This is a genomic window from Nocardia sp. CDC519 (assembly GCF_059509835.1).
Map to the genome: position 1 here is coordinate 2,435,236 of NZ_CM183377.1, position 21,579 is coordinate 2,456,814.

Genomic DNA, 21,579 nt, shown 5'->3' on the forward strand with positions numbered 1-21,579 from the left:
TTTTCCTCTCCCCCTTTCTTTTGGGGGGCTCCACCCCCCCCCCCCCCCCCCCCCCCCCCCCCCCCCCCCCCCCCCCCCCCCCCTTTTCCCCCCCCCCCCCGCCGCTGCCTGGTTGCGTACCGTTTGCGCACGGCACGTCGGGTTACTGGCGGGTTGCGGTGTCCGAGGGGTGCAGCCGCAGCGCGATGGAATTGATGCAGTACCGCTTGTCGGTGGGTGTCCGGTAGCCCTCGCCCTCGAAGACGTGCCCGAGGTGGCTGTGGCACGTCGCGCACAGCACCTCGACCCGGCGCATGCCGAGCGAATTGTCCGCTCGCAGGATCACCGCGTCGGAGTCGGCCGGATCGAAGAACGACGGCCAGCCGCAGTGCGAGTCGAACTTTTCCGTACTGCGGAACAGTTCGGCGCCGCAGGCTCGGCAAGTGTAGACGCCCTCGGTCTTGGTGTCGGTGTATTCGCCGACGAAGGGCCGTTCGGTGGCCGCCTCACGCAGCACCGCGAACTCTTCGGGACTGAGCTTGGCCTTCCACTCCTGCGGCGTCAGCTGGATCCGCGGGGCGGGCAGGGAGGTATCCGATTCGGAGCTCATCACTCCACGGTAATGCGCTTGTCCTCCGCCGTCGCTGTGTCGTTGTCCGCTTCCTCGGCACGATCGCGCATTCGCTCGGCGCGTGCGGCGGGTGAACCCGGCTGTTCGGCGTCGATCGTGCCGGTGGACGCCACGGCCGCAGGCTCGGCCGGTCCACGCGGGTCCGGCGCCGAGGCCATCCACGCGGGATCGATCCCGAACTTCAGCCGGCCTTCCCGGCGCGCGGCCAGATAGCGGTCACCGAGCACGCAGAACACCACGATCAGCAGCAGACCCCAGCCGAAGGTGATCCGCAGGTATTCGATATTGCGGCCGAGGCTCTGCCAGCGATCCGACAGCCATTTGTCGTAGCTGAGGAACCCGAAAATGGCGAGCCAGGCCGGCCAGTTGCGCAGCACCGAGTTGCGCAGCACCACCGTCATCAGGAACGGGAACACCAGCATCGAGTAGTACATCTGGCCCAGCGACGACAGCAGCCAGGACGCGATCAGCAGCACGCCGGAGGAGGTGCAGACGAAGAAGAGCTCGTCCTCGCGGTAGTAGCGGTACAGCAGCCACAGCGTCAACGCCACGATGACGCCCATGGCCAGCCGCATGGTCCAGGTCAGCCACGGCGGCAGCCCGAAGTACTCGGCGTTGCCGGAGATCGCGCTGTTGAAGTAGTCGCGGGTTTCCAGGATGTAGGGGCCGGTCCGGGTGAGGAAGGAACTCGCGTCCTTCATCAACGGCCAGGCGATCGCGTTGAGCGCCAGCGGCACACCGAGAGCGGTGATGAACACCTTCCACTGCCCGCGCGCCGCCGCGATCAGCAGCAGCGGCGCGAGCGTGGGTTTGACCGCGATCGTCAAGCCGAGTATCGCCCCCGACCACACATCCCGCCGTTGCAACAGCAGCATGATGAACAGCAGCTCCGCCAGCAGCAGGCACCCGTTGACGTTGGTGAACACCAGCGTGTTGATCACCGTCTCGGACATGAACATCGCCAGCAGCAGCGCGGGCGCGGCGATCGACTTCAGCGTGTAGTTGAACAGGCGAAGCAGCAGATACCAGGCGATCAGGATGGCGACGGCGTTCAGCAGGATGAACAGCCAGCGCGACTTCTCGTAGTCGATGATCGCGATCGGCGCGATGAGCAGCGTGCCGCTGGGCGGATACAGGTAGTGCGGATCGACCGAGTCGAAATTGGCCGTGTAGACCGCGCGACCGTTCAGGAAATCCAGCGACGCCTGATACACGGGCCGATAATCGTCTGTGACGAAACCATTGACAGCCTTGATGAGGACCCTGTTCAGCACGGTCATGACCGCGAGGGGCCACAGTGCGAACTTGATCACCTCGGCGGTGGTGCGAGCTGTCCTGGGCTCGAGCTGTCGAAGTAACACTGGGGCACGGTACACCGGATCGTGCCCAGATGGTTGCCCGGACCCGCCTCGGCGTGCCCGCGACCGGGTCGGCGAGCCCGCCGAGGCGGGAGTCGATGAGGTGCGCACCGCGCCGCTCAGGCCGGGCAGGCAGTGCCGTCGGCGGGCAGCTTCGCGTCCTTCAGGTACTCGACCACAGCGCGCTGCGCACAGCCGGAGTGGTTGGACACCGGATGGCCGTAGCCCTGCCAGGTGAGGGTGGCATTGCGCGCGCCCGCGCGCCCGAGTGCACCGGTGACCGATGCCTGACCGGCACCGCTGACCGGATCGGCCACCCCGGCCAGTACCAGCACCGGAAGCGCGAGCTTCTCCGGGGCCGCCGGCGGGGTCAGCACGGGCCAGGCCGAGCAGGTCAGCAGCGAGATCGCCGCGGCGCGGCCGAACACCGGATACTTGGCGCCCCAGTCCTCGGCAAGCCCGGCCGCCTGGCTCGCCGTCGGCGGCTGCTGGGTGTCGGTGCAGCCGTTGACGAACTGTCCGTCGTCGGCGGTGGCCGAGGTCGCGCGCTGGACCTGGTTTTCCAGCGGCGCGAGGTCGCCGCGATCGGCCGCCGAGAGCGCATCGGCCAGTTCGGCGACGCGGTTGTTCTGGTCGCTGCGCGGGCTGCCGAGGAAGCCGGTGATCGCGGTGAGCAAGCCGTTTGCCGAGATGTCGCCGAGCTGTCCTGCGGTGGCCTTGCCGAGAAGTTCGGTCACCTTCCCGCGCGGATCGGGACCAAGCGAACAGTTGAGGCCGACGCAGCGTTGCGCGAACGCCGTCAACGCCGCCTCCGCGCCCTGCACCTGCTGCTCGCCCTTGGTCACCGCGTCCACGCCCACCGCGTGCGGTGAATCCAGCACCAGGCGCGCCAGATGATCGCCGAACTTGCGGGCATAGGCCATCGCGACCAGCGCGCCGTTGCCGGTGCCGATCATCGCGATGTGTTCGACCTGCCACTGCTTGCGCAGCTGCTCGATGTCGTCGGCGGCGTGCGCGGCGTCGAAGGTGCCGTCGTAGGGCTGGAGGAAGTCGCGGCAGGCGATGGTGGCGTTCTGGCTCAGCTCGGCCATCGTGGCGATCTGGTCGTCGCCGGGCGAGAACTGGGCGTTGTCGTGGATGGGGTCGCGGATTTCGGGTGGCAGGCAGTCGATCGGCTGCGAGCTACCGATGCCGCGACGGTCGACCGCGACGATCGGGCGTTGGGCCAGGATCGCGTTGGCCGGGCCGACCGCCAGCCCGGCCAGCGTCGCGGTGGAGGACCGGTCGGTGCCGGAGGTGAGCACGATCGGCGCCGCGTCGGCGGGGGTTTGCGGTAGACGGGCACGGATCGCGCCGTTGCGGAAGGAACCGAGAATCGCCCCCGAAGCGTCGATCGGCGTCGAATACTCGGCGCATTCGAGCACCAGGCCCTCGGGGGCGGGGCCGAGACCGAGCAGATCGAGCGTCGGCGTGGTGCATTCCCGCCAGCTCAGATCGGTCTTCGGCACCTCGGCCTGCGGCGGCGGCGCGGCGGCGGCCGAGGTGGTGGCCTCGCCCGCGACCGGCGGACGTTCGATGGCCACGCCGGGGCGATCCGAGGGTCCGGCCCCGCATCCGGCGATCATGATCGAAAGTATCGAGGCCGGTACCACGGCCCGAGTCCAGCGCATGCGTTACACCCTGCCAGGTCTCGTGCCGTGTTTCACACAGGCCCTCAGCAGCGCACCCACCGGATGAGCATCGTCGCGTCCTCGTCCAGCAGAATGTGGGCCGGGCGCATCGTCACCCGGAACTCCTCGCGCGACAGCGCGATTCGCGCCGCGGTCCCGCCGATCAACACCGGCGAGGTGGTCAGGCACAGCTCATCGATGCAGTCCGCGGCCAGCAGATCACCGAACAGTCGCGGCCCGCCCTCGCACAACACCCGCGTCAGTCCGCGCTCGGCCAGTGCCGCCATCGCGGCCTGCGGCGACACGGCGACGTCACCGGCCTCGATCACCTCAGCTCCGGCGTCGGCGAGCTGCTGTTTGCGGATGGCGGGCGCGGCCGCGGTCGTGATGATCAGCGGGGCGACCAGGTGCGGGTTCGGCCCCGCAGGAGGCTGCGTCGCCTGGCCACCGGCGGAATCGGCCCGGGTAGCCGCAGACGCGTCGTGGGACCGGGGAAACAGCCGTGCGGTGGCGTCCAGCGCGGCGCTGGCCGTCACCACCGCGATGGGCGGTGGCGTGCCGTCGGGGTGGCCGCCGATCCCGAGCTCGTGCAGTCGGCGCCGCAGCGCCGGATCGGTCTTGGCGGGACCGTAGTTCTCCGTCCGTACGGTGCCCGCTCCGACCAGCACCACGTCGGCCAGCTCGCGCAGCGCCAGAAAGACCTTGCGGTCGGCGTCGGTGCCCAATCCGCCCGACACGCCGTCGCTGGTGACGGCGCCGTCGATGCTGGACACGAAATTCGCTCGCACCCAGGGACGGTCGAGCCCGGTGGGGTAGCCGTAGAGCTGGAAGAGTTCCTCGTCGGTCAGTCCTGTGAGCTGGATCGCATTGTGGATACGCTGCATGAAGACAGATCACACCACGTCATTAGGCTTCGCCCATGCAAGAACGCCTCGTCGATCGCCATCCGGAGGTTCCGGCGGATCAACTCGTCGCCCAGATGGTGCCGCCACCCATGTTCGACGAGGTCAGCTTCGCCTCCTACATTCCCGATCCGAACGAACCCAGCCAGGCCGCCGCGGTGCGCAAGGCCGAGGAGTTCGCCGGGCAGGTCGCCAAGATCCACAAGGCCGCCTCGAAGAAGAGCCTGTTCGGTAAGAAGAAGCAGGTCGACGGCGCCGGTCTCTACCTCGACGGCGGCTTCGGCGTCGGCAAGACCCACCTGTTGGCCTCGATCTTCCACAGCGCGCCGGCACCCAAATCGTTCGGCACCTTCGGCGAGCTCACCAACCTGGTCGGCGCGCTCGGATTCACCAACGCGGTGGAGCGGCTCAGCGCCAACAGCGTGCTGTGCATCGACGAATTCGAGCTCGACGATCCGGGCGACACCATGCTGGTCTCGCGCCTGCTCACCGAGCTGTCGGCGAGCGGCGTGTCCATCGCGGCGACCTCCAACACCCTGCCCGGCCAGCTCGGCGAGGGCCGTTTCGCCGCACAGGACTTCATGCGCGAGATCAAGAAGCTCGGCGCGATCTTCGAGGCCGTGCGCGTCGACGGCCCCGACTACCGCCACCGCGACCTGCCGCCCGCGCCCGAACCCACCTCGCCCGACGAGCTCGTCGAGCGCGCCGCCGCCACGCCCGGTTCGACCCTGGATGATTACGACCAGCTGCTGAAGCATCTGAGCACCCTGCACCCGTCCAAGTACGGTGCGCTGATCTCCGGTGTCTCCTCGGTCTTCATCTCCGGCGTGCACCCGGTCACCGATCAGGCGGTGGCGCTGCGCATCGTGGTGCTGGCCGACCGGCTCTACGACGCCAGCGTGCCCGTCACGGTGTCCGGCGCCAAGCTCGACGAGATCTTCTCCCAGGAGATGCTCGATGGTGGCTACCGCAAGAAATACCTGCGCGCGATCTCGCGTCTGCTGGCCTTGTCGCGGTTCGAAGTGACGGCCTGAGCCGATCGAGTACGGCGGCGGTCGCGGCGTATCACCACGTCGGCCCCCTGGATCAGGCCGGATCCGACGCGGCGTGATCGGCCGCGACTCGCCGAAACGGGCTTGACCGCACCGTCTCCGGCTTGGTTTGCTGGGCGGGACTTGCCGTGGGAGCCGTCGGCAGAACAGGCCGGGCACCACGCGCCGATGAGGGGAGCTTCGCGATGGTCCACCGTTCCACCATGGTCGGTTACGGGCTGCGTGTGCCGATCGCTCTGGTCGCCGGGGCGGCCATCGCCTTCGGGCCCACCGCCGCCATCGCACCCGCCGATCCGCCGTCCGCGTCGAGCGCGCTCGCCATCGACCGCTCACTCCACCTGGAAGGCGCGCGGAATGCCCGCGACCTCGGCGGCTATCGCACCGTCGACGGGCGAACGGTGCGCACCGGACTGGTGTTCCGCACCGATCAGCTCGATCACCTCACCCCGGCGGATCTGGCCGAACTCACCGAGCGCAAGGTACGCGACGTCGACGATCTGCGCACCGTCTACGAACGCGCGCTCGCACCGGACCGGGTGCCGGCAGGCGCCCGGGCGAACTGGTACGACGTGATCGGTGGCGCGCCGCTACCGCAGCTGGTGTCGAGCCTGGCCGGCGGCGCCGAGATGTATCGCGCCTTCATCACCGCCCCCGGCGCCAACGCGGCCATCGCGTCGGTGCTGCGTGACGTCATCGAGAACGGGCGGGCCGCCGACGGTGGCGCCGTGCTGTTCCACTGCACCGCCGGCAAGGACCGCACCGGCTGGACAGCCGCGGTACTGCTGAGCATCCTCGGCGTCGACCGCGCCACCGTCACCGAGGATTACCTGCTGTCGAACCACTATCGCGGCGCCGAGCCCGGTGATCTGCTCAACGGTGTCGAAGCCGGCTGGCTCGATGCCGCCTTCGATCAGGCCGCGGCCACCTACGGCAGCTTCGACAACTACGTCCGCACCGGTCTCGGCCTGACCGATTCCGAGATCGCCGGCCTGAAAGCGCGGATGCTGGCCTGAGCGAGGCTCGGCCTCAGAACACCAGTTGCATCACGAAATCGTGGTGTACCTGGTTGCCGACGGTGAAGGTCTTGGTGCCGACGGTGTCGAAACCGTGCTTGGCGTAGAAGCGTTGCGCACGGGCGTTTTCCTGGTTCACCCCGAGCCACACTCCCGAATAGCCGTCCTCGCGAGCCCTGTCGAGCGCCGCCACCATCAACGCCGTGGACACGCCCGTCCCGTGATGGCCCGGCAGCACATACATCTTGCTGATCTCGACCACCGGCCGCGGATCGACCGCCGCCGCGACCTCCGGATCGGCCGGTTCGCCGCCGACCAGCATCGCGTATCCGACGATCTCGCCGCCCGACACCGCCTTCAGCACCGCGCGCGACGGATCAGACAGGTACTCGCCGAACCGTTCGCCCGACAGCACCTCGGAGATGAAGATCTCGATATCGTCGGCGGTCGCGCCGGGTGGGCACGCGAGCGGAAAGGTCGCCGCGGCGACATCGCTGAGCGCTTCGGCATCCCAGAGTCCGGCCCGGTCCACGATGACTGGGGTATTGCTCATGTGTCCAGTACAGCACGAACCCTGGCGAGTGCCCGGAGTTTGCCGGGGCGTGGCACGGGAACGGCCGCAACCACATCGCTACGCCCGCCGATCACCGCGCGCCCTGCCGCCGAGGCGCGGCGGGATACCGCGAGGCGGTAGGACGAGGACCTGGAAGCCGGAGTGAATTGGCTCCGCCTGGCCAATATGCCGCTGTGCGCTAAATTCTGGCCATGACAGTGGTAGCGGTACTTGCTCCGGATTCGGTGATCGGTTTCGAGGTGATGCTTCCCGGCATGGTGTTCGGCGCGGCGAACACCATGCTCGGCGAGCAGTACTACGACATCCGCGTGGTGACCCCGGGCGGCAGCGCGGGTGCGGCGGCGGTACACGGCGCTGTCCGGTTGCAGTCGGAATGGGATCTCGACTGCCTCGCCGAGGCGGACATCGTCATGATTCCGGGCCGGACCGAGTTCCTCGACGAGCCCGCCGAAGCCGTTCGCCGCGCACTGCTGGACGCCGCCGCGCGGGGCGCGCGGGTGGCGTCGGTCTGCGTCGGCGCGTTCACCCTGGCGGCGACCGGGTTACTCGACGGGTCGCGCGCGACGACCCACTGGGAACACGCCGCGGAACTGGCTCGCCGGTATCCCCGCGTCGAGGTGGATCCGTCGGTGCTGTTCGTCGACAACGGGTCCCTGCTCACCTCGGCCGGTGTAGCGGCCGGACTCGATCTGTGCCTGCACATGGTGCGCCGCGACCTGGGCGCGCGAGTCGCCGCCGATACCGCGCGGCGACTCGTCATGCCGCCGCAACGTGGCGGTGGCCAAGCGCAATTCATCGCACACACCGACCCGGACGATTCCGGCGCCTCGCTGCAGCCGGTGCTCGACTGGATGCAAGCCAACCTGCACCGGCCGGTGACCCTCGACGACATCGCCGCGCACGGAGCCCTCAGCGTGCGCAGCTTGAACCGTCGATTCCGGGCCGAGATCGGGACCACGCCATTGCAGTGGTTGCTCCGAGCCCGGGTGCACCGGGCCCAGCAACTGCTCGAGACCTCGGACCTGTCGATCGATCGAATCGCCGAGGCTTCGGGTTTCGGCACCGCCGCGACCCTGCGATACCACTTCGCCCGGTTCGCCCGGACCTCGCCGCAGGCCTACCGCGCCAGCTTTCAGCATGCCGGACGGCTGGCCAGAATTTAGCGGACATTGGCTATCCGGCCACTGGGCGGTGGTCGCTTCCGAACCGAGACTGAGTGGGCACATTCGGAAGGGACAACGATGACCGTTCAACAAGCCGACCGGGCCCAGTTCGACCTGCCCACTTCGGAACTCGCGCTTGCGGCCGACGCGCTCGTGGCGCGGGTGTCGCCGCCGCTGGTCTACAACCATTGCGTCCGCGCCTACCTGTACGCGCGGGAGGTCGCCAAGGCCGAAGGGCTGCGGCCGGGGGTGGATTACGACGACGAGCTGGTCTACCTCGGCAGCATCCTGCACGACCTCGGGGCGACCGAACACGCGAACGGCGATCAGCGGTTCGAGGTGGACGGCGCCGATGCCGCCGCGGAGTTTCTCCGCAGCCACGGGGTCGAGGAGTCGCGGGTGCGGACGGTATGGAATGCCGTCGCCCTGCACACCGTCGACGGCATCGCCCATCGATTCGGGCCGGTGGAGGCACTGGTACAACGCGGCACGGGCGTCGATATCGTCGGGCGCGACCGGGACCTGCTGCCGGAGGGTTTCGCGCAGCGTGTGCACGCGGTATGGCCGCGCCACGACCTCGGATACGCGTTCGGTGAGATGCTGGCCAGGCAGGTGCGCGACAATCCGGCCAAGGGCAGCCCCTTCAACTTTCCCGGCCAGATCTGCCGGCTGTACTACCCGACGCACGGGCCGATCACCTGGTTCGACCTCGTCGACTCCGCGGGATGGGGCGATCGTCCGGTGCGGGTCGGTGCCGACAGCGTGGGAGCCGGCTCGCCCGCCGAGCTGGCAGCGCTGTTCACCACCCACTTCAACGCCGGTGATCTCGATGCCTTGATGGCGTTGTATGAGCCTGCGGCGCTGCTGTTCTCGGCCCCTGGCGAGAGCCGGGCCGGAACCGAGGCGATCCGGGCGGCGCTCGGCGAGATGATCGGCTCCGGGGCCACCATCGAACTGCGTCCTCGCCGCCTCCACGTCGCCGGTGACTTGGCGATGATCTCCAATGACGCCGTCGTTTCCGGTGTGGGTCCGAACGGCGCCGCCGTGGTCTCCACCTCCACCGAGATCGCGCGGCGTGGCCGGGACGGGTCCTGGCGGTACGTGCTGGACGACCCCTACTTCTCCGCATGAGCACGCGGAGCTCACGCCGACGCGCCGGTGCTCGCGCGCCGGAGCGGCACCTCGAGCACGATGACCGGGCATGAATCGGCGGACGATGCTGCGGGCCGGTGTCGGCGCGGCCACCGGTGCCGGATTCCTGGTGATGCCGACGGCGGCACCGGCGCCGACGCGGCGCCGACGCGACGATCCGGCTTCATGGCGGGTGCAGATTCTCGTCTTCGACGGGGTCGACGACCTGGATATCTTCGCGCCGCTGGAAGTGCTGGGTTACGCGACGCATTTCGACTCTCGTGCCGAGGTCGAGCTGGTCAGCGCGGCTGATCCAGGTCCGGTCGTCCTGATGTCGGGCACCGCGATCGACATTCGTTCCGGGTGGTCGCCGCACCTGGCCGACGTGATCGTGGTGCCCGGCGGTGGCTACGGCTTACCGCCGGGCGCACCCGGCGTCCCGACCGAGATCGAGCGGGGTCACCTGCCCCGGCTGCTGGCGGCGGCCCGGCGGGACGGACTGACCATGGCCTCGGTCTGTGTCGGGTCGATGCTGCTGTCGGCGGCGGGGCTCACCCGGGGCCGACCGTGCACGACCCATCACCGGCTGGTCGAGCAGCTGGAACGGGAAGGCGGTGTGATCACCAGAGCGCGAGTCGTCGACGACGGCGATCTGGTCACCACCGGTGGTGTCACCTCTGGTCTGGATCTCGCGCTGTGGCTGGTGCAGCGCGAGTTGGGATCGGCGACGGCCCTCGCCGTCGAGGAAGTCATGGAATATGAGCGGCGGGGGACGGTCTGGACCCGGTAGCGGGTGCGACCTCCCCGATCGACTCGGCCCCGGCCGTGGGTACCACGGCCGGGGCCGTCACCGGGCCGAGCCGGGCTGCCTGTGGACCGCAGCCGAGGTTTCCCGGCTCGGCACCGGGTATTCGAGCCGCATGACACAGATATCCGAGGCACCTGGCCATGCGCACGACAAGGTCGGCGGATCGCCATCGCCGGTATCGGTCGCAGCGGACGGCATCGAGGAAGCGGTGCTGGCGGTTCGGGACGCGCAGCCCGGGTGGGCAGCGGTCGCCGCCGCGGAGCGAGGCGCGATGCTGCACCGCGCGGCGAATGCCGTGCGGGCGGCTGCCGATGAGCTGGCGACCATGCTCGAACGGGAAACCGGGCGTCCGCGGGCTTCTGGGCGCGACGGCGTGCTGGCGGGCGCGGCGACCCTCGACCAGTACGCGGAGCTGGGTCCGGTGCACCGGGGCCGGGCCTTGCAGGGCGATCGAACCGCGTCCGATTTCATGATTCCGCAGCCTCGTGGTGTCGTGCTCGCGCTGACTCCGTGGAACGACCCGGTCGCCATCGCCTGTGGGCTGCTCGGCGCTGCTCTGGTCACCGGAAACGCGGTGCTGCACAAGCCGAGCGAACGCTGCTCGCGTACCGGGGCGTTGCTGGGGCGGCTGCTGGCCGAGCACCTGCCGGACTCGGTGATCCGCACCGTCGGCGGCGGCGCCGACACCGGCGCGCTGCTGAGCGCATCCTCACTCGTGGACGTGATCGCCCACGTCGGCAGCAGCGAGACCGGACGACGGATCAGCGCCGCCGCCGCACGGACGGGAGCCAAGGTGCTGCTGGAGAACGGCGGCAACGATCCACTGCTGATCGATGCGGATGTCGACCCGGAGTGGGCAGCCGAACAGGCCGCGCTCGGTGCCTTCGCCAATGCCGGGCAGATCTGCACCTCGGTGGAGCGCATCTACGTGCACGCGCAGATCGCCGACGCGTTCATCGACGCGCTGTGTGCCAGGGCCAGGGAGTGGAACAGCGATCCGCAGCCACTCGTCGACGCCAGGCAGCGCGCACAGGTGCACGATCAGGTCACCGACGCCGAGAGCCGCGGGGCGCGAGTGCTGGTCGGGGGCCGGATTCCCGAAGGGGAGGGCGCGGTCTATCCCGCGACCGTGCTCGTCGACTGTTCCCCGGATATGACGATCATGCGGGAAGAGACCTTCGGGCCGGTTGCCCCGGTGCGGGTGGTGCCGGATTTCGAGGCAGGCCTGGCCCAGGCACGCAGCGGTGACTACGGACTGGCGGCGACGGTACTGACCGCCTCGATGGCCAATGCCCAGCGGGCCTGGCACGAGCTGCCGGTCGGCACGGTGAAGGTCAACGCGGTATTCGGCGGTGCGCCGGGCGGTGCCGCGCAACCGCGCGGGCGTTCCGGCACCGGCTATGGCTACGGCCCAGAGCTACTCGACGAGATGACCACGATGAAGGTCGTGCATATGCAGAGCCCACCGCTCGCCCGGCCGGACCGAGCGCACTCGTCGTCGTGAGGCGCCCGCCGGATCCGGCCGCTGAATATTTGCCGGATATGTGCCGGGAGACGCCGATGGCGAGCGAGCCCGGCCGCGGCCGACGCCGGGCGGCTCATCCGGCGCGCGCGGGCGCCCCTCGCGACCGGCGCGGCGCGGGCGCCGGCCGGGGCTCCGCTTTGCTGGCGGGCCGCGGCGACGTAGTCTCCTGCGCATGAGGAGCGGGAACCGTATCGGAATCGTCGGTGCGGGTATCGCAGGTTTGGCCTGCGCGAAAGTGCTGACTCGGGCAGGCTTTTCGGTCGAGGTGTTCGACCGCACCCCCGACGTCGGCGGGGTATGGAGCGCCACCAGGCGTTATCCGGGCCTGCGTGCGCAGACGAGCAAGCACACCTACCACTTCTCCGACCATCCCATGCCCGCCGACTGGCCGCGTGTGCCCGACGGGCAGCAGATGCAGGAGTACCTGGCCGATTACGTGCGCCGGTTCGGCTTCGAGAGCACGCTGCGCCTGCGCACCGAGGTCGTGGCGGCCGACCCGGTGGACGGCGGCTGGTTGCTCGAAGTTCGCGAGGGCGACGGCATCCGCCGGACCTCCTGCGATCACCTCGTCATCGCCAACGGCGTCTACAGCGAGCCCTACCTGCCGTATTTCCGCGGTGAGGACGCCTACCAGGCCGGCGGTGGCGCGCTCGGACACGCCTCGCAGTTCGTCGACGTGGAGGCGGTGCGCGATCAGAACGTCGTCATCGTCGGCTACGGGCGCTCGGCCTGCGACCTGGCCGAGGCCGTCAGCCATGTCGCGGCCTCGACCACGGTGCTCGCCCGCCGGCTCACCTGGAAGGTGCCGCGCAAGCTGGCCGCCGGGATCGACGCCGAACGACTCCTGCTGACCAGGACCGGCGAAGCCCACTTCCGGCATCAGGAGCCCGGCCGCTTCGAACGGTTCCTGCACGGACCCGCGCGCTCCTTCCGCGAGAGCAACCTGGACCTGGTACAGGCGCTGGCCGCCAAACGCCTGCGACTCGGCGAGCTCGGGCTCATGCCGCAGGGCCGGATCGAAGACATCGCCGACCAGTCGGTGAGCGTGGCCACCGAGGGCTTCGTCGAACAGGTCGCCGCCGGCCGCATCACCGTCCGGCGCGAAACGACGATCGCCGAACTGCATGCCGGGCACGCAGGGCCGACGGCCATCCTGTCCGACGGCGAACGCATCCCGGCCGATATCGTCGTGTGCGCCACCGGCTTCCAGCAGCGGGTGCCGTTCCTGACCCCGTACATCCAGCGGCAGCTGACCGACGACGACGGCAACTTCCGCCTGTATCGCCACATCCTGCCGCTCGGCGTGCCCCATCTGAGCTTCGCCGGCTACAACTCCTCGCTGATCAGCGCGCTGGGCGCCGAGGTCGCCGCGCATTGGACCGCCGCGCTGCTCACCGGTGATCTGACCCTGCCCAGCGCCGAGGCGATGGCCGAACACACCGACCGTCGGCTGGCCTGGCTGCAGGAGCGCACCGGCGGCAGGCACGCGCACGGCACCGCCATCGAACCATTCGCCATCCAGAATCTCGACGAGATGCTCGCCGATCTGGGGGTGAAGCTGCCGCGCGGCGCGCGGGCCGCGCAGTGGGTCCGCCCCATCCGCCCCGCCGCCTACCAGGTGCTCGGCAACCGTCGCAGCTCCGGCGCCCCGCCCCAGCACAGCACGCCGATCGTGCAGGACGCCTACGCCGGGGACTCCTGACCCGCGGCCCGCGCCGGGCATCGGACGCACGAGGCCTCCTGGGCTGCGGATTATCCGGCGCGGCAAGTTTGCTGCCGCCTCCTTGCGCTGGCGATAATCCGCCGGTGGAGTCGCTGGATATGAACCTGCTGGTCGCGCTGGACGCGTTGCTGGAGACCAACAGCGTCACGCTGGCCGCCGAACGGTTGCAGACCTCAGCGCCCGCGATGAGCCGCACGCTCGCACGCCTTCGCCGCGTGCTCGGCGATCCGCTACTGGTGCGGGCAGGGCGCAACCTGGTGCCGACCCCGCGGGCGCTGGAACTGCGCCACGAGGTGAGCCGCCTCGTCGGCCAAGGCCGCGCGCTGCTCACTCCGCGCGCGGCCCTCGACCCGTCAACCCTCAAGCGCGGGTTCACCATCCGGGCCGGCGACGGCATACTCGCCGAGCTGTCCGCGCCGCTGCTGGCCGCCGTGCGCGCCGAGGCGCCCGGCGTGACCCTGCACTTTCTGCCCGACACCATCGACGGCGCAGGCGCGCTGCGCGAGGGGCGGGTGGACATCGAGGTCGGCGTCCTCGACCACACCGACCCGGAGACCGTCGTCCAGCACGTCCTGCTCGATCGCTGGATCGGCGTGGCGAGCCCGGACCATCCGTTGATCACCGACAAGGTGACCGTCGCGGCCTACGCCGGCGCGGCACATCTGAGCATCTCCCGGGTCGGGCGCGCCCGCGGTCCCATCGACGACCGGCTGGCCCTGCACGGACGCACCCGCCGCGTCGTCGCCACCGTCCCCGATCTGGTCACGGCGCTGCTCGCGGTGCGCGCGGGTGGGCTCGTCTGCCCCGCCCCGGCCCGGCTCGGTGCGGGCCTGCTCGGCCCATTGGGACTGTGTCCCTTCGACATTCCGCTACCGCTGCCGGGCATTTCCGTGGGCATGGCATGGCATCCCCGCAACACCGCCGACAGCGGTCATCTATGGTTGCGCGGGCTGATCCGCACGATCCTCACCCGCGGACCCGCCACCGAGGCCGATCCGGACGCGGCCGACATCACACCGCGGCGACAGCGCAGCCCCGGGCGAGTCGCATCTGGATAACGCCTCACGGTGAAAGGGTGGCGAGGACCGGTCGGTTGCCGCACCCTGGAAAGTGCCGGTCTGTGCCGGGCAGGTCGCTATGGGATGGGTTAGGTGGGTGGTCGCGTGCAGACGAAGCAGCGGACAGACAACGCGTGCGGGCGCCGGGCAATCCTTGCCGAGCTGGGGATATCGGACGGACCAGGGAAAACGCGGCAGCCGCTGGAGTCACCGACCGGTTACGGGTGCGGGTGCGCGCGATGTGTCGCCGCGCAATGGGATGTGCAGCGACTGAAGTTCTGGCTGGCCGCGCGAATGCTCGCGTTCGGCGCCGACGAGGCCGTGGTGGACCGCAGAATCGGCTCGGTGACCGTAGACGTCTACTGGCGTAAAGGTGACAGCCGGTACGCCATCGAGGTGCGCACCGGGCCGCTGACTCAGGAACTGGCGCAGGCACATACGGATCGGTTGCGAGCGATCGGCTTCACCGGAGTGCTGTGGTTGTGCGCGCCCGGTTTCTGGGTGGCGCAGTTGCCCGCGCTCGGCATCGAGGACCTCGAGCCCAACGCATGCGACTATCGCACCGTCTCGGGTGTGCTCGAGCTCGGTCCCGACGGTGTGGTGGTGCCGCGGCAGCAGCCGTACGAATTGCGGGAGTTCCTGCGTCAGTGGGTAGACGGTGAGGTCGCGTGGGGTTACCGCGACGAGTTGCGGAAGGGATGGGCATCGGTGACCGATTGGGAGCAGCACACCAAGACGCAGGCGATGTTGATCGCCCGTCAGCGCCAGGAGCTGGTGAACCAGCGCACCGCGTTGGCGATGTCACGGAAATCGGTGCGGGACAAGACCAAACAGATCGCCAAGCTCACCCACCGGATGGAGCGGTCGGAGCACACCGTGCAGAAGCACGCCGACGCGGTGGCCGAGGCCAACCGTAAACTCATCGATCAGCAGCGCTCCGAGCGGGCGCTGCGTGCGGCGATCGGCCGATTGCATCAGACCATTAATCACTGGCAGCTGATCACGATTTTCGCGATGATGCTGCTGGTGACGTTCATGACCGCGACGCTGGTGATGCGCTGATCCGGTGCGAGCCGCGATCCAAGGCCCAGTCGTGACGCAGCACCGCCGCCGCGAGGTCCAGCGGCGTGAGGCCGGTGTCGGCGCGTAGCTGCCGCAGCGCGGGCCAGGTGGCCGCACCCTGCTCGACCATCTCGGTGAGGCGCGCCTCCAGTGCGGTGTCGACGCGTCGTTCGGCCACTTCCGGTACACCGATTGTCGAGCCGGTCCACACCAGCCAGCCCCAGCCGTTGCTGTGCGCGTGGGCGCGGGCGGCGGCGGCTCGGGCGCGGTAATCGCGGTAGGCGATCCGGCCGAGGGGCTGCACGTCGATCAGTGCGATGCGTCCGTCGGCGAGCCGGGCGGCCGCGGTGGGGAAATGCACCCCTTCTTCGCCGTCCACCCGGTAGAGCACCGCGTCGGGGTGCTCTTGGAAGGTGCTGATCTGCTCGTCGGCGTTGAGCACACCCAGCAGCCGGGATTCCAGACCGGAATCGAAGCCGACGTCGCGGCCCACCTTGTCCAGGTAGAAGCGGCCGCGTCCGTCGTCGTCGCCGTCCAGGGTGCGTGCGGAGTCGGTGGGTAGGGGCGCGGGGGAGGCGGCGTCCGACGGCCAGTCGATGCGGTCCAGCCAGGCGTGGTCGTGGCCTACAGGGAAGGGGGCGCCGTCGTGCAGCCTGGCCAGGCGGTGGTTGGTCTTCTTGCGCCAGGCGGCCAAGCGCTGGGTGACGAATCCGGACACCCGTTTGGCGTCGGCTGCCTCGTGCCCGGCCAGCCGCAGTTTCAGGTAGGAGAGTTCGTTGGCGACGAGATCGGTGGCGGTGACGTAGGTTTCGGTCAGCAGCGCCCGAACCAGCTGCTGGTCTTTGGCAGTGGTGGGATAGCGCTGCGCGAACTCGGCGACGGGGAGCTCGCCGGTGAGCTTGGCCTGGCGGATGAGTTCACCGACCGCTTTGGTGTGCAGTTGCCGGATCCGGTCGCGGGAGAAGTCGAACCGCGCCCCGATCCTGGTGAGCGTTTCCGGGCCCTGGTCGCCGATACCGAGGCGCAGCCGCAGGATGTCGGCTGCGCGTGGGCGATCGACGGCGTACTCGTCGATCAGCCGTGCCAGATGCTCGTCGATGTCGTCGAGTGCGAAGTTCAAGTGTTCGGCGAGGTCGTCCACCATGCCGTCGGCGGTGTCAACGGCGCTGGGCTGCCCGGCGCTGCCGTGCTGATCCCGAACCTGATCTGTCGCCACCCGAATGACTTTCTGCCGTGACCGGTCGCCCGGTCGGTTCGCCGTTGTCGGCGTCACTTTAGCGGTGGGGACCGACGGATTCGCCCGCCTCGATCACCGTGGCCGGCCGAGTTCGCGGGGCATGCGGGGGCGGAAAGCACGAAAGCCCCGGCCGGAGCCGGGGCTTTCGTGTGGTGCGCGATACTGGGATTGAACCAGTGACCTCTTCCGTGTCAGGGAAGCGCTCTCCCGCTGAGCTAATCGCGCGAGGTGGAGACGGGAATCGAACCCGTGTGCACGGCTTTGCAGGCCGTTGCCTCACCACTCGGCCACTCCACCGCGCAAAGGGGGACGGCGAATAATTATTGCCTGGCCCTACCTCTCGAGCGGATGACGGGATTCGAACCCGCGACCCTCACCTTGGCAAGGTGATGCGCTACCAGCTGCGCTACATCCGCATTGTGCATCCCGGTGGCGCGTTGTTCGCCTCCGTGGTGCGAGACAGAACATTAGCCGACGTTCGGCGCAACCTACAAATCCGCTGGTAGATGGCCTCGAAATCGAATTACACGGTGGTAGTTCCGGTGGCAGATGATTCGAGTTGTTCATCGGAAGTGTCGTGTGAGCCTCGACTGAGGGCGTGCGCCTCGCGCGCGAACAGCGCCGCCGTCGGGCCCGCGCGAGGGGTGTGCAATCACCTGCCGAGCCGCGGGAATGATCGTCCGGGCGCCCTGCGGGAGGGGCGATTTGGTGGTCGGCGGGGGCACCGTGTTAAGGTTCCTACTCGTTCGGACGGTGCCCCGCAGCGCGGTCCGAGTGACCGCTCGCCGGTCGATGATGGTCTCATAGCTCAGCGGGAGAGCGTCCGCCTCACACGCGGAAGGTCGCTGGTTCGATCCCAGCTGGGACCACTCACGAAAGAGGTCCTGACCAGTACAAATATGGTCAGGGCCTCTTGTTCGTTTCGGGGACTGTGGCCAATCCTGTGGCCGAGCCCTGATTATTCGCGCGGCGCCCGGCTATTGCGTGTGTCGCCCACTACCCGGCCCGGTCGAAGACGGCCCGGGCGTGGCCGTTGACAACTATCTGATCTCCGCAGTCTACTGAGGCGTTCTCCGGCATCTGGCAACTCCATGGTTATCCATCTGTCCGGCTGATGCTTCATCGAAAGCCGGCCTGGGAAGGAACGTCATCATGAAACGCTCGATTCTGTGTTCGTTCGCCGCGGGTGTTGGCATCGCGGCGTCGGCATTGTTCCTCGCGCCGACCGCCTCCGCGTATCCGGTCGGGCCATGGGGCGTGGAAGGGCCATGCGCGGGCAAGGCTCCAGCGGAATGCCCGATGAGCCCGTCGGAGGACGGCCTGACCTGGGCATGGCACGGTGACGCCTGGAACTACGACAAGACCGGAGCCTTCGTCTGCATGTCGTCCTCCTTCTGGTGCGGCCCGGTGATGCTCGCGGTGCGCGCCCTGCCGCCGACCCCGATCGGATCCTGGATCCATCCCGGCTGAACGGCGCCGTGCGCATCAGGCGCGCCCGATAGGGACCGTGGTTTCCGGCCGCGGTCCCTTTTTCTTGCTCTCCCAGCCTCGAGCCGCCACTGCCCTTGCGGCACGGTGCTCGGCTTCCCATTCCTGGCGAACCTGGGCTGTGGCGTGTGTCACAGTTTGATAGCGGTTGTCATCTTCGGTGCCCGAAGCCTTTTCGGGAGCTTTGGTAAGTCTTTACTATCGATCTGTTCCGCGTTGCCCGGGCGTCTCGGCTGTCACCAAGGTCCGCGCCGCCCGCGCTCGATCTCGATGCCAGTGCATGTTCCACCGATGAACCGGATCGGCCTACGCCGGACCGGCGAAGGAGAAATATGTCGACCGACACCGATCCCGCATCACGGACCTCGTCCTATCAGGGCCGCCGCGTGCTGCCCCCTCGACCGGCCTGTCGCGATGTTCTCGACCAGGCGAATTCGCCCGCAGCGCAGGAACTTCGGATGGCCGCGCGGGCGGCGGGTCTGCGGCGCGTGCGTACCGTCCGGCGGCTGCTGAACTCCGTGCGATAACGGTGCCGCAGCCGGTCCGGCCGTACTCGGCGGGCACGGGCGGCGCGCTCGATCGGCGCCTATTCGGGCCGAGTGTTCAGGAAGCTCGCGCCACGGTGGTGCACGATTGTGAGACGGCACACGCTCTGAGTGGATTGTGGTGAAACGTACGAAATGTCCACTTCTCAGGCTTTGCTAAGTCTTTACTAATATCCTTGTTGTGGTTTAAATCTCGGTCCGCTGCCGTGCCGGGAGTGCCTCTTCACCGCGAGATGCCGGTTCGCGGTCCTTGCCCGACTGGACATGTTGATCGTCAACCGACCTCGGCGCTTGCCGAGTCGGCGAAGGAGAACAATGGCTACCAAGATCGATCCGAACCCGCCGCTGTCGCCGCCAGGCGAGTCCGAGTCCGGATCCGCCCTGTCCGACCGTCTGTCCTCTGTCCTGCGCTACGATCTGCCCGCTTCGATCGTGGTTTTCCTTGTCGCGCTGCCGCTTTCGCTCGGCATCGCCTACGCCTCCGGTGCGCCCGTCGCCGCCGGGCTCATCGCCGCCGTGATCGGCGGCATCGTCGCCGGTTCGCTCGGCGGCTCCGTGCTCCAGGTGAGCGGCCCGGCCGCCGGTCTCACCGTCATCGTCGCCGAATCCATCAACCAATTCGGCTGGCGCGTCACCGGATTCATCGTCGTCGCGGCCGGCGCGTTACAAATCCTGTTCGGCTTGAGCCGCATTGCCCGCGCCGCACTGGCCGTCGCGCCGGTGGTGGTGCACGCGATGCTCGCCGGTATCGGTGTCACTATCGCGCTGCAGCAGGTGCATGTGCTGCTCGGCGGTGATTCGGAGAGCTCGGCCTGGGCCAATATCTCCACCCTGCCCGCCCAACTGGGCTCGCTGCATGTCGGCGGAACCCTCATCGGCCTGGTCGTCATCGCGGTCATGCTCGGGTGGAAGTATGTGCCGCAACGCATTCGAGTGGTGCCGGGACCGCTGGTAGCCATCCTGCTCGCCACTGTGCTCTCGCTGGTGCTGCCCCTGGATGTGGCGCGCATCAAGCTGGAGGGCTCCCTGTTCGACGCGATCGCCCTGCCGGAGATCCCCAGTGGGAACTGGTCCGCCGTCGCGATCATGATCCTCACCTTCGCCCTGATCGCCAGCGTGGAGAGCTTGCTCTCGGCCGTCGCGATCGACAAGATGCACACCGGCCCGCGGGCCAATTTCGACCGCGAGATGATCGGCCAGGGCTCGGCCAATATGCTCTCCGGCCTGCTCGGCGGCCTACCCGTCACCGGCGTCATCGTGCGCAGCTCGACCAATGTGATGGCCGGTGCGCGCAGCAGGGCGTCGGCGGTCATGCACGGTGTGTGGGTGCTGCTGTTCTCGGTCGCGCTCGCCGGACTGGTGCAGCAGATTCCGCTGGCGGCGCTGGCCGGTCTGCTGATCGTGATCGGCGTGCAGCTGGTCAAGATCGCCCACATCAAGATGGCGCACCGCACCGGGGACCTGCTGGTCTACCTGGTCACCATCGCAGCGGTGGTCTTCCTGAACCTGCTCGAGGGCGTGCTGATCGGTCTGGCGCTGGCCTTCGCGCTGCTGCTGTGGCGGGTCGTGCGCGTGGTCATCGACGCCAAACCGCTCACGGGCAGCGATCGCTGGCTGGTGAGCATCGACGGGTCGTGCACCTTCCTCGCCTTGCCGAAACTGTCGTCGACCCTGGCGAAAGTGCCGGCGGGAGTGGATGTCACCGTCGAGATGACCGTCGATTTCCTCGACCACGCCGCCTACGAGGCCATCATCGACTGGGCCCGCCAGCACGAGGCCAACGGCGGTTCGGTCGATTTCGTGGAGATCGGCTCGGCGCGGATGGAAGCCGCCACGAGCGCGCCGCCCGCCCGTAGCTTCGGCCGGGTCGTGCTCGACGACGTGCTCGGCCCCTGGCGGGTGGGCGAGCGCGACGAGAAGAAGGGCAGCGATGACGTCCACGACCCGATCGTCAGCGGTATCGCCGCCTACCACCGCGGCCACGCGCACCTGGTGCGCCCGCACCTGGACGAACTGCGCGACCGGCAGGATCCGGACTCGTTCTTCCTGACCTGCTCGGACTCGCGGATCGTGCCCAACATCATCACCAACAGTGGCCCGGGCGATCTGTTCACCGTGCGCAATGTCGGCAATCTGGTGCCCGAAACCGGCGACGCCTCGGTGGAATCGGCGCTGGTGTTCGCGTTGCAGAACCTGAGCGTGCGCTCGGTGGTGGTGTGCGGTCACTCCTCCTGCGGAGCGATGACGGCGCTGCACAACGAGCAGTCCTGCGGACCGGAGATCGACGCCTGGCTCGAACACGCCCGGCCCAGCCTTGACCGCTTCCGGGCAGGCCACCCGGTGCGCCGCGCCGCCGCGGCCGCGGGCTTCGGTGAAGTGGATCAGCTCAGCATGGTCAATATCGCGGTGCAGCTCGAGCATGTGCAGCAGCATCCGGTGGTGAGCCGCGCGGTCGCCGAGCGTGGGGTGACGGTGTCGGGGCTGTTCTTCGATATCGCCAGCGCGCGAGTGATCGAGGTGAGCGTCGACGGGATCGCACATATCGATGAATCCGGTCGTCGCGTTGCCGCTGCGCTCGTCTGAGGCGTCGCTAGGGAGCAGCGGGAAACCATCTCCCCCCCAAGGATGGAAGGGGGGGTGGACAAAAGGCGGGGGAGTGA

At 68.7% G+C, this 21,579-nt stretch carries 17 protein-coding genes and 4 tRNA genes; 12 read left to right on the plus strand and 9 right to left on the minus strand.

Annotated features, from left to right (window positions below; genetic code table 11):
- Positions 1–142: 142 nt before the first annotated feature.
- The 4 genes from msrB to AC5W7N_RS10970 all read right to left on the minus strand — a co-directional run bounded on the left by msrB (position 143) and on the right by AC5W7N_RS10970 (position 4,522).
- Positions 143–589 carry a peptide-methionine (R)-S-oxide reductase MsrB gene (msrB, locus tag AC5W7N_RS10955; protein WP_163814352.1) on the minus strand — a complete coding sequence of 149 codons (447 nt, stop codon included), beginning with the start codon at positions 587–589 and terminating at the stop codon, positions 143–145.
- Positions 589–1,971 (minus strand): glycosyltransferase family 87 protein, encoded by a 1,383-nt coding sequence (locus AC5W7N_RS10960; RefSeq protein WP_280498473.1) that lies wholly within the window; start codon positions 1,969–1,971, stop codon positions 589–591. Before AC5W7N_RS10960 ends, msrB begins: the two co-directional genes overlap by 1 nt.
- 116 nt (positions 1,972–2,087) lie before the next feature.
- Positions 2,088–3,593, minus strand: a complete 1,506-nt coding sequence (locus AC5W7N_RS10965) for an alpha/beta hydrolase (RefSeq protein ID WP_495923623.1) — start codon at positions 3,591–3,593, stop codon at positions 2,088–2,090.
- Positions 3,594–3,682: 89 nt separating this feature from the next.
- Positions 3,683–4,522, minus strand: a complete 840-nt coding sequence (locus tag AC5W7N_RS10970; protein WP_495923625.1) for a pyrimidine reductase family protein — start codon at positions 4,520–4,522, stop codon at positions 3,683–3,685.
- A 35-nt stretch (positions 4,523–4,557) separates the two neighbouring features.
- On the opposite strand from AC5W7N_RS10970, the gene zapE reads away from it, so the two are divergent.
- Together zapE and AC5W7N_RS10980 are read left to right on the plus strand one after the other, a co-directional pair.
- Complete coding sequence (gene zapE, locus AC5W7N_RS10975) at positions 4,558–5,574, plus strand: cell division protein ZapE (RefSeq protein WP_195019656.1); 1,017 nt, start codon at positions 4,558–4,560, stop codon at positions 5,572–5,574.
- A 203-nt stretch (positions 5,575–5,777) separates the two neighbouring features.
- Positions 5,778–6,605, plus strand: coding sequence for a tyrosine-protein phosphatase (locus tag AC5W7N_RS10980; protein WP_163814347.1), 828 nt, complete (start codon positions 5,778–5,780; stop codon positions 6,603–6,605).
- A 13-nt stretch (positions 6,606–6,618) separates the two neighbouring features.
- Here the strand turns inward: AC5W7N_RS10980 and AC5W7N_RS10985 are convergent, their stop codons facing one another.
- The gene (locus AC5W7N_RS10985; RefSeq protein WP_195007039.1) at positions 6,619–7,158 is read right to left on the minus strand and encodes a GNAT family N-acetyltransferase; all 540 of its coding nucleotides are present in this window, start codon (positions 7,156–7,158) and stop codon (positions 6,619–6,621) included.
- A gap of 212 nt (positions 7,159–7,370) precedes the next feature.
- On the opposite strand from AC5W7N_RS10985, the gene AC5W7N_RS10990 reads away from it, so the two are divergent.
- The 7 genes from AC5W7N_RS10990 to AC5W7N_RS11020 all read left to right on the plus strand — a co-directional run bounded on the left by AC5W7N_RS10990 (position 7,371) and on the right by AC5W7N_RS11020 (position 15,649).
- A complete protein-coding gene (locus AC5W7N_RS10990) occupies positions 7,371–8,342 on the plus strand; it encodes a GlxA family transcriptional regulator (protein ID WP_495923628.1) in 972 nt (323 codons plus the stop codon).
- 78 nt (positions 8,343–8,420) lie between these two features.
- The gene (locus tag AC5W7N_RS10995) at positions 8,421–9,473 is read left to right on the plus strand and encodes a nuclear transport factor 2 family protein (RefSeq protein WP_280211254.1); all 1,053 of its coding nucleotides are present in this window, start codon (positions 8,421–8,423) and stop codon (positions 9,471–9,473) included.
- A gap of 70 nt (positions 9,474–9,543) precedes the next feature.
- Positions 9,544–10,263, plus strand: a complete 720-nt coding sequence (locus AC5W7N_RS11000) for a DJ-1/PfpI family protein (protein ID WP_163814343.1) — start codon at positions 9,544–9,546, stop codon at positions 10,261–10,263.
- 130 nt (positions 10,264–10,393) lie between these two features.
- Positions 10,394–11,785, plus strand: a complete 1,392-nt coding sequence (locus AC5W7N_RS11005; protein WP_163814342.1) for an aldehyde dehydrogenase family protein — start codon at positions 10,394–10,396, stop codon at positions 11,783–11,785.
- 193 nt (positions 11,786–11,978) lie between these two features.
- Positions 11,979–13,508, plus strand: a complete 1,530-nt coding sequence (locus AC5W7N_RS11010; RefSeq protein WP_195007040.1) for a flavin-containing monooxygenase — start codon at positions 11,979–11,981, stop codon at positions 13,506–13,508.
- Positions 13,509–13,612: 104 nt separating this feature from the next.
- Positions 13,613–14,587, plus strand: coding sequence for a LysR family transcriptional regulator (locus AC5W7N_RS11015; RefSeq protein WP_163814340.1), 975 nt, complete (start codon positions 13,613–13,615; stop codon positions 14,585–14,587).
- 261 nt (positions 14,588–14,848) lie between these two features.
- The gene (locus tag AC5W7N_RS11020) at positions 14,849–15,649 is read left to right on the plus strand and encodes a competence protein CoiA family protein (protein ID WP_280211759.1); all 801 of its coding nucleotides are present in this window, start codon (positions 14,849–14,851) and stop codon (positions 15,647–15,649) included.
- Here the strand turns inward: AC5W7N_RS11020 and AC5W7N_RS11025 are convergent.
- The 4 genes from AC5W7N_RS11025 to AC5W7N_RS11040 all read right to left on the minus strand — a co-directional run bounded on the left by AC5W7N_RS11025 (position 15,621) and on the right by AC5W7N_RS11040 (position 17,302).
- Positions 15,621–16,865: a sigma factor-like helix-turn-helix DNA-binding protein gene (locus AC5W7N_RS11025; RefSeq protein WP_324197320.1), complete on the minus strand. Its 1,245-nt coding sequence runs from the start codon at positions 16,863–16,865 to the stop codon at positions 15,621–15,623. The two genes, AC5W7N_RS11020 and AC5W7N_RS11025, sit on opposite strands and share 29 nt — an antisense overlap.
- A 171-nt stretch (positions 16,866–17,036) precedes the next feature.
- Positions 17,037–17,111 (minus strand) — tRNA-Val (locus tag AC5W7N_RS11030).
- Between the two features lies 1 nt (position 17,112).
- Positions 17,113–17,183, minus strand: a tRNA-Cys gene (locus AC5W7N_RS11035).
- A 46-nt stretch (positions 17,184–17,229) separates the two neighbouring features.
- A tRNA-Gly gene (locus tag AC5W7N_RS11040) sits at positions 17,230–17,302 on the minus strand.
- 381 nt (positions 17,303–17,683) lie between these two features.
- Between AC5W7N_RS11040 and AC5W7N_RS11045 the strand changes: the two genes are divergently transcribed.
- From AC5W7N_RS11045 to AC5W7N_RS11055, 3 genes are all read left to right on the plus strand, one after another.
- Positions 17,684–17,755 (plus strand) — tRNA-Val (locus AC5W7N_RS11045).
- 283 nt (positions 17,756–18,038) lie between these two features.
- Positions 18,039–18,356, plus strand: a complete 318-nt coding sequence (locus tag AC5W7N_RS11050; RefSeq protein ID WP_175585924.1) for a hypothetical protein — start codon at positions 18,039–18,041, stop codon at positions 18,354–18,356.
- Between the two features lie 878 nt (positions 18,357–19,234).
- The gene (locus AC5W7N_RS11055) at positions 19,235–21,502 is read left to right on the plus strand and encodes a SulP family inorganic anion transporter (protein ID WP_163814339.1); all 2,268 of its coding nucleotides are present in this window, start codon (positions 19,235–19,237) and stop codon (positions 21,500–21,502) included.
- Positions 21,503–21,579: the final 77 nt, after the last annotated feature.

What these genes read in the sequence shown, in the direction of transcription:
- msrB (WP_163814352.1), bottom strand. Translation starts at nt 589, where the DNA reads ATGAGCTCCGAATCGGATACCTCCCTGCCCGCCCCGCGGATCCAGCTG.
- AC5W7N_RS10965 (WP_495923623.1), bottom strand. Translation starts at nt 3,593, where the DNA reads ATGATCGCCGGATGCGGGGCCGGACCCTCGGATCGCCCCGGCGTGGCC.
- AC5W7N_RS10970 (WP_495923625.1), bottom strand. Translation starts at nt 4,522, where the DNA reads ATGCAGCGTATCCACAATGCGATCCAGCTCACAGGACTGACCGACGAG.
- zapE (WP_195019656.1), top strand. Translation starts at nt 4,558, where the DNA reads ATGCAAGAACGCCTCGTCGATCGCCATCCGGAGGTTCCGGCGGATCAA.
- AC5W7N_RS10980 (WP_163814347.1), top strand. Translation starts at nt 5,778, where the DNA reads ATGGTCCACCGTTCCACCATGGTCGGTTACGGGCTGCGTGTGCCGATC.
- AC5W7N_RS10985 (WP_195007039.1), bottom strand. Translation starts at nt 7,158, where the DNA reads ATGAGCAATACCCCAGTCATCGTGGACCGGGCCGGACTCTGGGATGCC.
- AC5W7N_RS10990 (WP_495923628.1), top strand. Translation starts at nt 7,371, where the DNA reads ATGACAGTGGTAGCGGTACTTGCTCCGGATTCGGTGATCGGTTTCGAG.
- AC5W7N_RS10995 (WP_280211254.1), top strand. Translation starts at nt 8,421, where the DNA reads ATGACCGTTCAACAAGCCGACCGGGCCCAGTTCGACCTGCCCACTTCG.
- AC5W7N_RS11000 (WP_163814343.1), top strand. Translation starts at nt 9,544, where the DNA reads ATGAATCGGCGGACGATGCTGCGGGCCGGTGTCGGCGCGGCCACCGGT.
- AC5W7N_RS11005 (WP_163814342.1), top strand. Translation starts at nt 10,394, where the DNA reads ATGACACAGATATCCGAGGCACCTGGCCATGCGCACGACAAGGTCGGC.
- AC5W7N_RS11010 (WP_195007040.1), top strand. Translation starts at nt 11,979, where the DNA reads ATGAGGAGCGGGAACCGTATCGGAATCGTCGGTGCGGGTATCGCAGGT.
- AC5W7N_RS11050 (WP_175585924.1), top strand. Translation starts at nt 18,039, where the DNA reads ATGAAACGCTCGATTCTGTGTTCGTTCGCCGCGGGTGTTGGCATCGCG.
- AC5W7N_RS11055 (WP_163814339.1), top strand. Translation starts at nt 19,235, where the DNA reads ATGGCTACCAAGATCGATCCGAACCCGCCGCTGTCGCCGCCAGGCGAG.